Origin of the sequence: Streptomyces sp. NPDC048612 (assembly GCF_043199295.1) — a bacterium.
In the GTDB taxonomy this organism is placed as follows: Bacteria; Actinomycetota; Actinomycetes; order Streptomycetales; family Streptomycetaceae; genus Streptomyces.
In genome coordinates this window covers 355,164-368,100 of record NZ_JBICVV010000003.1, presented here as the reverse complement: position 1 = coordinate 368,100, position 12,937 = coordinate 355,164, and the positions used below count along the sequence as shown (strand labels likewise).

The 12,937-nt window shown below is 72.4% G+C and carries 10 protein-coding genes; 7 read left to right on the top strand and 3 right to left on the bottom strand.

Annotation, left to right across the window (positions count from 1 at the left end; genetic code table 11):
* Positions 1-68: 68 nt before the first annotated feature.
* The gene (locus ACGFN2_RS07655) at positions 69-1,640 is read right to left on the bottom strand and encodes a S1 family peptidase (protein ID WP_393358315.1); all 1,572 of its coding nucleotides are present in this window, start codon (positions 1,638-1,640) and stop codon (positions 69-71) included.
* 466 nt (positions 1,641-2,106) lie between these two features.
* Between ACGFN2_RS07655 and tdh the strand changes: the two genes are divergently transcribed.
* From tdh to ACGFN2_RS07635, 4 genes are all read left to right on the top strand, one after another.
* Positions 2,107-3,135, top strand: coding sequence for an L-threonine 3-dehydrogenase (gene tdh / locus ACGFN2_RS07650; RefSeq protein WP_393358313.1), 1,029 nt, complete (start codon positions 2,107-2,109; stop codon positions 3,133-3,135).
* Between the two features lie 99 nt (positions 3,136-3,234).
* A complete protein-coding gene (locus ACGFN2_RS07645) occupies positions 3,235-4,434 on the top strand; it encodes a glycine C-acetyltransferase (RefSeq protein WP_393358311.1) in 1,200 nt (399 codons plus the stop codon).
* 35 nt (positions 4,435-4,469) lie between these two features.
* The gene (locus tag ACGFN2_RS07640) at positions 4,470-5,378 is read left to right on the top strand and encodes a LysR family transcriptional regulator (protein WP_362611436.1); all 909 of its coding nucleotides are present in this window, start codon (positions 4,470-4,472) and stop codon (positions 5,376-5,378) included.
* 138 nt (positions 5,379-5,516) lie between these two features.
* Positions 5,517-6,881, top strand: coding sequence for a chloride channel protein (locus ACGFN2_RS07635; protein ID WP_393358309.1), 1,365 nt, complete (start codon positions 5,517-5,519; stop codon positions 6,879-6,881).
* Positions 6,882-6,911: 30 nt separating this feature from the next.
* Here ACGFN2_RS07635 and ACGFN2_RS07630 read toward each other — a convergent pair whose 3' ends face one another.
* Both ACGFN2_RS07630 and ACGFN2_RS07625 read right to left on the bottom strand, forming a co-directional pair.
* Positions 6,912-7,580: a formylglycine-generating enzyme family protein gene (locus tag ACGFN2_RS07630; protein ID WP_393358307.1), complete on the bottom strand. Its 669-nt coding sequence runs from the start codon at positions 7,578-7,580 to the stop codon at positions 6,912-6,914.
* Positions 7,581-7,623: 43 nt separating this feature from the next.
* On the bottom strand, positions 7,624-8,673 hold the full coding sequence (locus tag ACGFN2_RS07625) for a PHP domain-containing protein (RefSeq protein ID WP_393358305.1): 1,050 nt from the start codon (positions 8,671-8,673) through the stop codon (positions 7,624-7,626).
* 767 nt (positions 8,674-9,440) lie between these two features.
* On the opposite strand from ACGFN2_RS07625, the gene ACGFN2_RS07620 reads away from it, so the two are divergent.
* From ACGFN2_RS07620 to ACGFN2_RS07610, 3 genes are all read left to right on the top strand, one after another.
* Positions 9,441-9,668 carry a type A2 lantipeptide gene (locus ACGFN2_RS07620; RefSeq protein ID WP_362611429.1) on the top strand — a complete coding sequence of 76 codons (228 nt, stop codon included), beginning with the start codon at positions 9,441-9,443 and terminating at the stop codon, positions 9,666-9,668.
* Positions 9,669-9,845: 177 nt separating this feature from the next.
* The gene (locus tag ACGFN2_RS07615; protein ID WP_362611426.1) at positions 9,846-10,655 is read left to right on the top strand and encodes an HlyD family efflux transporter periplasmic adaptor subunit; all 810 of its coding nucleotides are present in this window, start codon (positions 9,846-9,848) and stop codon (positions 10,653-10,655) included.
* A complete protein-coding gene (locus ACGFN2_RS07610) occupies positions 10,652-12,937 on the top strand; it encodes an NHLP family bacteriocin export ABC transporter peptidase/permease/ATPase subunit (RefSeq protein ID WP_362611424.1) in 2,286 nt (761 codons plus the stop codon). The genes ACGFN2_RS07615 and ACGFN2_RS07610 overlap by 4 nt, the downstream gene beginning before the upstream one ends.

Here is a 12,937-nt window from a genome sequence, read left to right as displayed (position 1 = left end):
GCTCACCGGCCCCGCACTCCCTCGTCGTCCGAAGGGGCGGGGCCGGTCGCGCAGTGGGCTGCCGTCCGTCAGTTCAGCGCGTCACCGCCGGCCGCGCCGGGGTCCTGGGCACCCGCGCCCGGGTCCTCCGCTCCGGCACCGGGGTCCTGCGCTCCGGTACCGGGGTCCTCGGCGCCCGCACCCGGGTCGCCCGCTCCCGCGCCGGCGTTCCCGGCTCCCGCGTTGCCGGCACCGGCGTTTCCCGCGCCGCCGTTGCCCGCACCGTTGCCGCCGCCGGCCGCGTTGTCGCTGCCGCCGGCCGCATTGCCGCCGCCGTTGTCACCGCCCCCGGCGCCGATCTCCGCGCCCGTTGCCTTCAGCGCGTCGGTGACCGGCTGGAAGAAGGTCTCGCCGCCGGCGGTGCAGTCGCCGCTGCCGCCGGAGGTCAGCCCGACCGCCGAGTCGTCGGAGAACATCGCGCCGCCGCTGTCGCCGGGCTCCGCGCAGACATCCGTCTGTATGAGGCCGTTGACGATGTCGCCGTTGCCGTAGTTCACCGTGGCGTCGAGACCGGTGACCGTGCCGTCATGCAGGCCGGTGGTGCTGCCCGAGCGCTGCACCTTCATGCCGACGGCGGCCTCGGCGGCCTTGGTGATCTCCTGGGTGCTGCCGTTGCCCAGGTCGACCGCGCTCTGCGGCTGCGCCGCGGTGTCGTCGTAGCTGACCAGCGCGAAGTCGGTCTTCGGGAACTGGGAGTCGGCCACCGTGCCGATCGGCTGGCCGCCCTGGTCCGCCGACCAGGTCTTGGAGTCGTTGCCGCAGTGACCGGCCGTCAGGAAGGCCGGTGCGCCCTTGACCGTGACGTTGAAGCCCAGCGAGCAGCGGGCGTTGCCACCGAAGATGGCACTGCCGCCGACCGGCCCGGCGGCCTGCCCGCCGTCCCCGGCACCGCCACCACCGTCTCCGGCTCCGCCCGCGGCGTCTCCCGCACCACCTGCGGCGTCTCCCGCACCGCCCGCGGCATCTCCGGCGCCACCCGCGGCGTCTCCGGCACCGCCCGCCGCGTCTCCCGCGCCACCCGCCGCGTCTCCCGCACCGCCCGCGGCGCTGCCGGCCGCCCCGCCCGCCGCGCTTCCCGCGTCCCCGCCGTCGAACCGCTTGAACTCACCCTGCGACCGCTTGACGGTCACCATGCCCGTGCCCATACCGTCCGTGGCCTTGGTCAGGGTGGCCATCTTTGCGCCGGTGACCGTTCTGTCGGCGGTCACCACGATCTTGTTGGTCTTCGGGTCGATCGACCAGGCGGTGCCGGGCACCGCGGCGGACTCGCGCAGGCTCCTGGTACCGGACTTCAGCGCGGTCATGCTGTTGTGGACGACCTTGGCGACGGCGCCCTTGGCCCGGACGTTCTCGGCGTCGTCCTCGGACAGGACGTTCATGACCAGGTGGCCCTTGGAACTGTCCAGGTACCAGCCCGCGCCGTTGTCCTCCAGGTCAGCCTTCAGGGATGTCGCCATCTGTGTGGCGGAGTGGGCGCTGAACGTCTTGAGGGCCGCCGGCTGATCCGTGCTCGCGTTGGCATTGGGGAGCAGGATCGCTGCGGCCGCGACGGCGGCCACACCGGCGGTGGCGATGGCGCCGGTCCGCAGGCGCTTGTTCACATGTCGGTGGCTCAATTCACTGACCTCCAGGGACGCACAGGAACGAGGCACACGGGAGACCGCGGTGCGTCGCGTCAGCACCCGTGTGTTGGTGCACACCCAGTCCTACGTAGCCCCGTGCACCCCGGTCTCACGGCCACTCAAGCTGTGATGAATTCCGACGCTTGCGGAGGCGAACGTTTACACTCCCGGGCCCGCCCGAGCGCCCCGGCGGCCCGGAAGCCCCCGGCGCCCGTCCCGCGCCCCGGCCCGGCGGCCCGGCCGGGTGCCGCTGTCCGGTGCGGCATGACCAGCCTCACGTCCCGGGGGAGAGGGCCCGGAATCCCGGTGAACACGGGGCGTAAAGGGCAGCTGTGGCCGCGCTTAAGAAATCCTCGATGGACCGCGCGGCCGAGGTACGGAAGATTTCCTGAGGAAGATCGGGCGGCCGCCCGGCAGGTCACACGCACGTACGGGAGCCACAGCGGTGAAGGCACTGGTCAAGCAGAAGACGGAGCCGGGTCTCTGGCTCATGGACGTGCCGGAGCCGGCCATCGGCCCCGGCGATGTGCTGATCAAGGTGCTGCGCACCGGCATCTGCGGGACGGATCTGCACATCCGGGCGTGGGACGGCTGGGCCCAGCAGGCCGTGAACACCCCGCTGACACTCGGCCACGAATTCGTCGGCGAGGTGGTGGAAACCGGCCGCGACGTGGCCGACGTCAAGGCCGGCGACCTGGTCAGCGGGGAGGGCCATCTGGTCTGCGGCAAGTGCCGCAACTGTCTGGCCGGCCGCCGCCATCTGTGCCGCGCCACCGTCGGCCTCGGCGTCGGCCGGGACGGTGCCTTCGCCGAGTACGTCGCGCTGCCCGCCTCCAACGTGTGGGTGCACCGCGTCCCGGTGGACCTCGACATCGCCGCCGTCTTCGACCCGTTCGGCAACGCCGTGCACACCGCGCTGTCGTTCCCGCTGGTCGGCGAGGATGTGCTGATCACGGGCGCGGGGCCGATCGGCATCATGGCCGCGGCCGTCGCCCGGCACGCCGGAGCCCGTAATGTCATGATCACGGACGTCAGCGAGGAGCGCCTCGCCCTGGCCCGCAAGACCGGCGTCAGCCTGGCCCTCAACGTCGGCGAGGCGACCATCGCCGACGGTCAGCGCGAACTGGGTCTGCGCGAGGGCTTCGACATCGGTCTGGAGATGTCCGGACGGCCCGAGGCGATGCGCGACATGATCACCAACATGACGCACGGTGGCCGGATCGCGATGCTCGGCCTGCCGGCCGAACAGTTCCCCGTCGACTGGTCCCGGATCGTCACCTCCATGATCACGATCAAGGGCATCTACGGCCGGGAGATGTTCGAGACCTGGTACGCGATGTCCGTGCTGCTCGAAGGCGGCCTCGACCTCTCGCCCGTGATCACCGGCCGCTACGCCTACCAGGACTTCGACGCCGCCTTCGACGACGCCGCCAGCGGCCGCAGCGGCAAGATCATCCTCGACTGGACCGTCTGAAACCTCCGGCTCGGTTCGCCTCCGGGGCGCACCGGCCGGTGCCGGGAGACCGGACCGCCCCTTCGGCCCACCCCGCTCACGCACCCTCAGGAGACCCCCATGCTCGATTCCGTACGCAACGAACTGCGCGACACCCTCGAAGAGATCCGCGCCGCCGGTCTGCACAAGCCCGAGCGCGTCATCGGCACCCCGCAGTCCGCCACCGTCGCCGTCACCGCCGGCGGGAACCCCGGCGAGGTCCTCAACTTCTGCGCCAACAACTACCTCGGCCTGGCCGACCACCCCGAGGTCGTCGCCGCCGCGCACGAGGCGCTCGACCGCTGGGGCTACGGCCTCGCCTCGGTCCGCTTCATCTGCGGCACCCAGGAGGTCCACAAGGAGCTGGAGCAGCGGATCTCCGGCTTCCTGGGCCAGGAGGACACCATCCTCTACTCGTCCTGCTTCGACGCCAACGGCGGTGTCTTCGAGACCCTGCTCGGCCCGGACGACGCGGTGATCTCCGACGCCCTCAACCACGCCTCCATCATCGACGGCATCCGGCTGTGCAAGGCCCGCCGCTACCGCTACGCCAACCGCGATCTGGCCGACCTGGAGCGCCAGTTGAAGGAGGCGACCGCGGGCGGCACCGGCCGCACGCTGGTCGTCACCGACGGCGTCTTCTCGATGGACGGCTATGTGGCGCCGCTGCGCGAGATCTGCGACCTGGCGGACCAGTACGGCGCCATGGTGATGGTCGACGACTCGCACGCGGTCGGCTTCGTCGGCGCCGGTGGCCGCGGCACCCCCGAGCTGCACGGGGTGATGGACCGGGTCGACATCATCACCGGCACCCTCGGCAAGGCCCTCGGCGGCGCCTCCGGCGGCTATGTCGCGGCCCGCGCCGAGATCGTCGCGCTGCTGCGCCAGCGCTCGCGCCCGTACCTCTTCTCCAACTCGCTCGCCCCGGTGATCGCCGCGGCCTCGCTGAAGGTCCTCGACCTGCTGGAGTCGGCCGGTGACCTGCGTGAGCGGCTCAACGCCAACACCGCGCTGTTCCGTTCGCGGATGGCCGAGGAGGGCTTCGACATCCTGCCCGGCGACCACGCCATCGCCCCCGTCATGATCGGTGACGCGGCCGAGGCGGCCCGGATGGCGGAGCTGCTGCTGGAGCGCGGCGTCTACGTCATCGGCTTCTCCTACCCCGTGGTCCCGCAGGGCCAGGCGCGCATCCGCGTCCAGCTGTCCGCCGCCCACTCCACCGAGGACGTCAACCGCGCGGTCGACGCCTTCGTCGGCGCGCGGGCCGCCCTCGCGGGCTGACACCGCCCGCCGTCCGGTCCTGCGAGACTGGATGCATGATCGAAGCACGACGGCTGCACATCCTCCGTGCGGTGGCCGACCACCGCACGGTCACCGCCGCGGCCGCCGCGCTCTATCTCACCCCCTCGGCGGTCTCCCAGCAGCTGGCCGCCCTGGAGCAGGAGACCGGCCACCGTCTGGTGGAGCGCAGCGCCCGCGGCGTCCGGCTGACCGCCGCGGGCGACATCCTGCTCACCCATGCCAACGCCGTCCTGGCACAGCTGGAGCGCGCCGAGTCCGAGCTCGCCGCCTACGGTTCGGGCGAGGAGGGCACGGTGACCGTCGCGGCCTTCGCCACCGGCATCGGCCTGGTCGTCGCGCCCGCGCTCACCGCCCTCGCCCGCACCGCGCCCGGCATCCGGGTCCGCGTCCAGGACGCCGAGGGGGACGCCAGCCTGCTGATGGTCCTCGACCGGCAGGTCGATGTGGCGGTGGCCGTCGAATACCGGGGCGCGCCGGGCGCCGACGACCCGCGGCTGACCCGGGTCCCGCTCTACGCCGAGCCGTTCGACGCGGTCCTGCCGCCCGGCCACCGCCTCGCCGGGGCGGAGCAGGTGGCCGTGGCCGACCTCGCAGGCGACCCCTGGATCGGCCCCTACCCCGGCAACCCCTGCCATGACGTCGTCGTCCTGGCCTGCGAGTACGCCGGTTTCCAGCCGCGCCTGGAGCACTCCTCCGACGACTTCCGCGCCGTCGTCGCGCTCGCCTCGGCCGCGGCCGGGGTGGCGCTCGTCCCCCGTTCGGCGCTGCGCGACATGGACCTCACGGGGGTGGTGGTCCGCCCGGTCGACGATGTGGCTCCCACCCGCCGGGTCTTCGCCGCGGTGCGCCGGGGCGCCGAGGAACACCCGCTGTTCCGCCCGGTGCTCGCCGCCCTCCGGGAGGCGGCGGCCTCCCAGGGGTGAGGGCGGCAGCCGTCCCGCGCGCGCCGCTCCCCGCCCGGCCGCGCCCGGGGTGCCGCCCCGGACCGGCCGTGGCAGGCTCGTCACGGCGGCGGCCCGGGCGGGCGCCGGGGCAGCCCCGGTTCCGAGGAGGCGAGGCGCATGTCGGTCGGCCCAGCCGGCCCGGTGGACGGAACGGCGGCCACCGCGCCACAGGACCCCTACGCGCTGGTGCGCACTCGGGGCTATCTCAAGCTCCTGCTGCTGGCGGCGGCGATCGGCTTCCCGGTGTGCGCCGTCGCGTTCGGCTTTCTCGCGCTGGTCCACGAACTGGAACCGCTGATCTACCACGACCTGCCGCGCGCGCTGGGCTTCGCCGGGACACCGCTCTGGTGGCCGGTCCCGATGCTTCTGGTGGCCGGCCTCCTGGTCGGGCTGACCGTGCGTCATCTGCCCGGCGCCGGGGGCCATGAGCCCGCCGACGGGCTGGCGCTCAGCGGCGCGCCCCCGCTCTCCGCGCTCCCCGGCGTCGTCCTCGCGGCCCTGACCTCCCTCAGCTTCGGCGTGGTGCTCGGCCCCGAGGCGCCGCTCATCGCCCTCGGCGGCGGGCTGGCCGTGGGCGCCGTACGGCTGCTGAACCGGGGCCTGCCGGACCAGGCCGCCGCCGCCTTGGGGGCGGCGGGCAGCTTCGCCGCGATCAGCGCCCTGCTCGGCTCCCCGCTGTTGGGCGCGTTCCTGCTGATGGAGGTGTCGGGGCTGGGCGGTCCGATGCTGGGCGTGGTGCTGGTGCCCGGCCTGCTGGCGTCCGGACTGGGGGCGCTGATCTTCACCGGGCTGGGGGACTGGACCGGGCTCGGTACGTACTCGCTCGCGCTGCACGACATTCCCCGGGCCGCCCAGCCGACCGTCCCGGAGTTCGGCTGGGCCCTGGTCATCGGGCTGCTCGCCGGGTGCGCCGGGCCCGGGGTGCTGCGTCTCGCGCGGTTCCTCAAGGGCCATGTCGTCCGGCACCGGGTCCCGGCCACGATGCTGATGGGCCTGGTGGTGGGCGCGCTGGCGGTGGCGTTCGCCGGGCTCACCGGCAAGCCCGCCTCCGAGATGCTCTATTCGGGACAGTCGGCGCTGGGGTCGCTGTTCCGGGACAGCGCCGGCTACACGGTGGGCGCGCTGCTGCTGCTCATCCTGTGCAAGGGCCTGGCGTACTGCGCCTCCCTGAGCGCCTTTCGCGGCGGTCCCATCTTCCCCGCGCTGTTCCTCGGTGCCGCGGGCGGTGTCGTGCTGTCCCACGTGCCCGGTCTGTCGCTCACCGCGGGCTTCGCGATGGGTGTGGGCGCGATGTGTGTGGCGATGCTCCGGCTCCCGATGACCTCGGTGCTGCTGGCCACGCTGCTGCTCGGGAAGAGCGGGCTGACCGTGATGCCACTGGTGATCGTGGCCGTGGTCGTCGCGTATGTGGTGGCGCTGCGTCTCACCCCCGCCACCCCCGCCACCCCCGGCACCCCGGCCCCCGCGCCCCACACCGCCTGACGACGCGCCACGAGCCCCGCCCCGGCGCCGTCAGAGAGAACGCGCGAGGCGGAAGCCCACGTCGTCGATCCGGAGGGTCGGATGGCTGCGCCGGCGCACCGAGGCCCGGCAGCTCCAGTGCTCGTCGAACCAGCCGCCACCGCGCAGCACCCGGTAGCTGCCGTAGACCTCCGCGTCGTAGAGGTCCCAGCACCACTCCCACACATTGCCGAGCATGTCGTACAGGCCCCAGGCGTTGGGCTGTCGGCCGGCCACCTCGTGCAGCCGCTCCCGTGCGTTGCCGCGGTGCCAGGCGATCTCGTCCAGCGGCCCGTACCGCGCCTCCGTCGTACCGGCGCGGCAGGCGTGCTCCCACTCGGCCTCGGTCGGCAGCCGGTAGCCGTCGGCGGCGGTGTCCCACTCGGCCCGCTCGGCGTCGGGCTGCAGGCGGTAGGCGGGCGCCAGGCCCTCCCGCACGGACAGGGCGTTGCAGAACCGGACTGCGTCCCACCAGGAGATGCCCTCGACGGGCAGCCGGTCGCCGTGTGCGTCACCCGTCCGCTCGCCGGTGACCTCCGCGTACCGCTCCTGGGTCACCGGGACGGCCGCGAGCCGGTACGGGGCCAGCTCGACCGGCCAACTGCGCCGCGTCCGCCGGTCCGACAGCGTCACCCGCCCCGGCGGGACGGGGACCATCCCGGATTCCGTACGTATGTCCATGGGGCGGTGAGCCTAGCAACGCCGGTCCCGCGGCGGGCGGGAATTACGGTGCGGTGCGTGGTCGGCCGTGCGGGGTCCGGCCCGTCCGGGTCCAGGTGGCCACCTGGCGTTCCGTCCAGGTGTTGATGATCCGCTCCGGCGGGACGCCGCACTCCTCGGCGCGGGCGCAGCCGTAGATCTGCCAGTCCAGTTGGCCCGGGGCGTGGGCGTCGCTGTCGATGGCGAAGAGGGTTCCGGCGGCCAGTGCCTGACGGAGCAGCCGGCGCGGGGGATCGAACCGGTCGGGGCGGCAGTTGATCTCGACCGCGGTGTGGTGCTCGGCGCAGGCCGCGAACACCTCGGCGGCGTCGAACTGCGATTCCGGGCGCGGTTTGCCGGTGATCTGCCGCCCGGTGCAGTGCCCGAGCACGTCCACCAGCGGATTGCGGACCGCGGCCAGGAGCCGCCGGGTCATCGGCGCCTTCTCCATCCGCAGTTTCGAGTGCACCGAGGCGACCACCACGTCGAGCCGCTCCAGCAGTTCCGGCTCCTGGTCGAGTGCGCCGTCGTCGAGGATGTCGCACTCGATCCCGGTCAGCAGCCGGAACGGGGCCAGCCGTTCGTTGACCTCCGCCACCAGGGACAGCTGCCGGCGCAGCCGTTCGGCGGTGAGCCCGCGGGCGACGGTGAGCCGGGGGGAGTGGTCGGTCAGGGCGCACCAGGCGTGTCCGAGGTCGCGGGCGGCCCGTGCCATGTCCTCGACCGGGCTGCCGCCGTCCGACCAGTCCGAGTGCAGATGGCAGTCGCCGCGCAGCGCCCGGCGAAGCCGCTGCCCCTGGTCACCGTCGACCAGCGGGCCGCCCGCCTCCTCCTCCAGATGCGTCAGATACCCGGGCGGCGTGCCCGCGAGCGCCTCCTCGATCACCCGGGTGGTCTTGGGGCCCAGCCCTTTGAGGCGTCCCAGCGAACCGTTCCGGGCCCGCCGGGTCACCTCGTCGGCGGGCAGCGCGCCGATCACCGCGGCGGCCGTACGGAAGGCCTGGACGCGGTAGGTGACCGCCCCTTGCCGCTCCAGCAGGAAGGCGATCCGCGCCAGCGCCTCGACGGGCTCCACGTACGGCTCCTTCCCGGGGCGCCGGCCCCGCAGCGGTCCTCTCACGGTGCCCCACCGGGTGAGCGGCTGCCACCGGGGTGTGCCGGGCCGCCGGTGAGCCGGTGCCAATCGCCCATTACCGACGGGTCCGAAGGTGCTCCGTTATGCGGTTATGTCCGTTCTCCGGCCACTCGATCGGTTTCCATGGAAATGGCATATGGATAGCGCCGATGGGTCTATTCATTGCGTTCAACGCCGCCAATTTCGCCCGAGAACTCCGGGCGAATCGGGCACATTTAATGCCCTGGCAACATTTGGCGCGGCACTGCCGGAAGGGCGCGTCGGAGTTGTCTGTCCGGACTGCGCCGAGGTGCCGCAGAAATTGATGATCTTCAAAGGATCTGCACACCGAATGTGCAGTCGGCACACGGCCTCCGGTGTGCCATTCCTACGCTGACCTGCGGCTCAGCGGTTTGATGGCGGAATGTCCAGTTCGTTGAACGCGTGACAACCGGGGCTCCGGAAAAGAAACCGAAGGAGATGTGAAGAAGCTGCCACCAAGTCATGGACGCGCGTGCACGTCAGGTATTTCGACGGCCTGTTCGTGCCCGGATCTGCGGCTACCCGATTAGCAGCGCAACGCACCTGCGTGCTTTGATCCTTCGCACTGCGGGAGTCACCCCCCGGTTCTCGTTTACGGGAACCCGACTGCCGCTGCCGCGGCCGGGCCGCTCCACCGGACGGTTCGGGCGCGGTTTTTTCGAGATATTCATCCGAAGGGAATCATCATGAACTCCACCCCCCAGGTTCAGACGCAGGAAATCTCCGACAGCGACCTGGACAACGTGTCCGGTGGCCTCGTCGGCGGCGTGGTCGGCACCGCCACCAGCACCGTTGACTCGATCGCCCCGGTCTCGGGCACCGTCGGCACCGCCACCGGCCTGGTCGACAGCGTCGCCGGCACGGACACCGCGGGCGTCGTCGGCACCGCCACGGGCCTGGTCGCCGGTCTCTGAGCCCCTCTGTGCCGCTGAGCGGCACAGCCGGCTTTGAACGGTGACACCGGCAGGTCGGCGCCCCCTCCTTGCCGACATGCCGGGCCGGCTGCCCCGGTCCGCCCGGACTCCATCCGGGCCCCGGGGCACCGGCCACCACCCGTCCGACCAGAACGTTGCAGTTGAGGGAAGAGTGTCGTGCAGTTCCGCCAACAGGCCCTTTCCAAGCTGCAATCGCCCGAGGAGATCGACCTTCCGGTGCGGTTCGCCCGTCCCCAGGGCTGGCTCGTACTGATCGTCACGGTCCTCTTCGTGGCCGCCGCCTCCATATGGGCGGTGACCGGCACCGTGTCGTCCACGCTGAACGCACCCGGAATCCTCACCCACGGCCAGGGCAGCTACGTCCTGCAGAGCCCCGTCGCCGGCCAGGTCACCGCCGTCCTCGCCGAAGAGGGCAAGCGGGTGGCCGCCCACACCCCGGTCCTGCGGGTCCGCACCGCCCAGGGCACCACCACCGTCGTCCGTACGCTCGCCGCCGGCCGGCTCACCACGATGGTCGCCACGATCGGCTCGGTCGTCACGACCGGAGCGGATGTGGCCTCCGTGGAACGCGTCGCACGGGCCGACGACCCCCTGACGGCGACCCTGTACGTCCCGGCCGGGAGCGGCGCCACCGTCCCCGTCGGCGCCTCCGTCGACCTCACCGTCCAGTCCGTGCCGACCCAGCAGTACGGCGTCCTGCGCGGACGGGTCAAAGCGGTCGGCCGCACGGCGCAGTCCCGCCAGCGGATCGGCACCTTCCTGGGCAGCAGCCAGCTCGGCGAGGAGTTCTCCCGCCACGGCCAGCCCGTCGCCGTCCTGGTACAGCTCGACGCCGCCCCGCACAGCAAGTCCGGCTACGCCTGGTCCACCTCCGACGGCCCGCCGTACGCCGTCGACTCCATGACGCCGGCCAGTGGCGCCGTCCACCTGGCCGCGCAGCACCCGATCGATTGGCTGCTGCCGTGACCGCCCCGCACGAATCCCCCGCACCGCAGCAGCAGTTGCCGCCGCCGGTCCGCGGCCGCCGCCGCGCGGAACCCGCCTCCGGCGCCCGCCGCACCCGCCGTGCCGCGCCCGCCCCGAAGCCGAAGAAGACGAAGACCGTCCGCACCCCCACCGTCCTCCAGATGGAGGCCGTGGAGTGCGGCGCGGCCTCGCTGGCCATGGTGCTCGCCCACCACGGACGGCACGTTCCGCTCGAAGAGCTGCGGATCGCCTGCGGCGTCTCCCGCGACGGCTCGCGCGCCAGCAACCTGCTCAAGGCGGCCCGCAGTTACGGCCTCCAGGCCAAGGGCATGCAGATGGAACCGGCCGCCCTCGCCGAGGTGCAGGGGCCGGCGATCCTGTTCTGGGAGTTCAACCACTACGTCGTCTACGACGGCATGGGCCGCCGCATGGGCCGCCGCGGCGTCTACATCAACGACCCCGACAAGGGCCGTCGCTTCGTGGCGATGGAGGACTTCGACACCAGCTTCACCGGCGTCGCCCTGGTCCTCGAACCCGGCGAGTCCTTCCACAAGGGCGGCCGCAAGCCCGGCGTCCTCGGCGCCGTGCCCGCCCGGATGCGCGGCACCACCGGCACCCTGCTGGCCGCACTGCTCGCCAGCCTGCTGCTGGTCGCGGTCGGCGCGGCGGTGCCCGCGCTGAGCCGGACGTACATCGACATGTTCCTGATCGGCAACCAGACCTCGCTGCTGGGGCCGCTCTTCGCGTCGATGGCCGCGATGGTCGCGCTGACCGCCGTACTGACCGGGCTGCAACAGGCCAACCTGCTGCGCGGCCGGATCATCTCCTCCACCCTCACCAGCGCCCGCTTCCTGCGCCACCTGCTCAGACTCCCGGTCACCTTCTTCTCCCAGCGCAGCCCGGCCGACCTGGTCCAGCGGCTGCAGTCCAACGACGCGGTGGCCGAGACCCTGGCCAGGGACCTCGCCGCCGCAGGTGTGGACGGGATCGTCGTCGTCCTCTACGCCTTCCTGCTGTGGACCTACGACCCCCAACTGACCGTCATCGGCGTGGGCATCGCGCTGCTCAACGTCGTCGCCATGCGGATCGTGATCCGGCTGCGGTCCACCCACACCCAGAAGCTGCGCGCCGACACCGCACGGCTGACCAACACCTCCTACACCGGCCTCCAGCTCATCGAGACGATGAAGGCCACCGGCGGGGAGAACGGCTACTTCCGCCGCTGGGCCGGCCAGCACGCCACCACCCTGGAGGTCCAGCAGCGGCTGGGCGTGCCGAGCGCCTGGCTGGCCGTGGTCGCCCCCACCCTCGCCACGCTCAACAGCGCGCTGATCCTGTGGATCGGCGGCATGCGGGCGGTCGAGGGCCATATCTCCATCGGTCTGCTCGTCGCCTTCCAGGCGCTGGTGACCCGCTTCACCGCGCCCCTCACCCGGCTCAACGGAGTCGCCGGACGCATCCAGGACTTCGCCGCCGACGTGGCCCGTCTCAAGGACGTCGAGAGCTTCCCCGTCGACACCCTCTACTCGCGCCCCGAGCCCGACGCCGACACCCGCCGGCTCAAGGGGCATGTGACGCTGGAGGAGATCACCTTCGGCTACAGCCCGCTGGACAAACCGCTGCTCACCGGCTTCTCGCTGACCGTCGGCCCCGGCCGGCAGGTCGCCCTGGTCGGCGGCTCCGGCAGCGGGAAGTCCACCGTCTCCCGGCTGATCTCCGGGCTCTACAGCCCCTGGGAAGGCACCATCCGCATCGACGGACAGCGGCTGGAGGACCTCTCCCGCAGCGCCCTCGCCGCCTCCGTCTCCTTCGTCGACCAGGACATCTTCCTCTTCGAGGGCACCGTCCGCGACAACGTGGCGCTGTGGGACCCGTCGATCCCGGACGACGCGGTGATCACCGCCCTCCAGGACGCCGGGCTCTACGACGAGGTGATCGCCCCCCGCCCCGACGGCATCCACAGCCGGGTCGAGCAGGACGGCCGCAACTTCTCCGGCGGGCAGCGGCAGCGGCTGGAGATCGCCCGCGCCCTGGTCCGGCGCCCCAGCATCCTGGTCCTCGACGAGGTCACCAGCGCGCTGGACGCCCGCACCGAGCAGATCATCATGGACAACCTGCGGCGGCGCGGCTGCGCCTGCGTCGTCATCGCCCACCGGCTGAGCACGGTCCGCGACAGCGACGAGATCGTCGTCCTCGACCACGGGGTGGTCGTCGAACGCGGCCGGCACGAGGACCTGGTCGCCGCCGGGGGCCCGTACGCCGAGCTGGTCAAGGAGCACTGA

Excerpts from the sequence above, each read along its gene's own strand:
- ACGFN2_RS07645 (WP_393358311.1), top strand. The coding sequence starts at position 3,235 with ATGCTCGATTCCGTACGCAACGAACTGCGCGACACCCTCGAAGAGATC.
- ACGFN2_RS07640 (WP_362611436.1), top strand. The coding sequence starts at position 4,470 with ATGATCGAAGCACGACGGCTGCACATCCTCCGTGCGGTGGCCGACCAC.
- ACGFN2_RS07635 (WP_393358309.1), top strand. The coding sequence starts at position 5,517 with ATGTCGGTCGGCCCAGCCGGCCCGGTGGACGGAACGGCGGCCACCGCG.
- ACGFN2_RS07630 (WP_393358307.1), bottom strand. The coding sequence starts at position 7,580 with ATGGACATACGTACGGAATCCGGGATGGTCCCCGTCCCGCCGGGGCGG.
- ACGFN2_RS07620 (WP_362611429.1), top strand. The coding sequence starts at position 9,441 with ATGAACTCCACCCCCCAGGTTCAGACGCAGGAAATCTCCGACAGCGAC.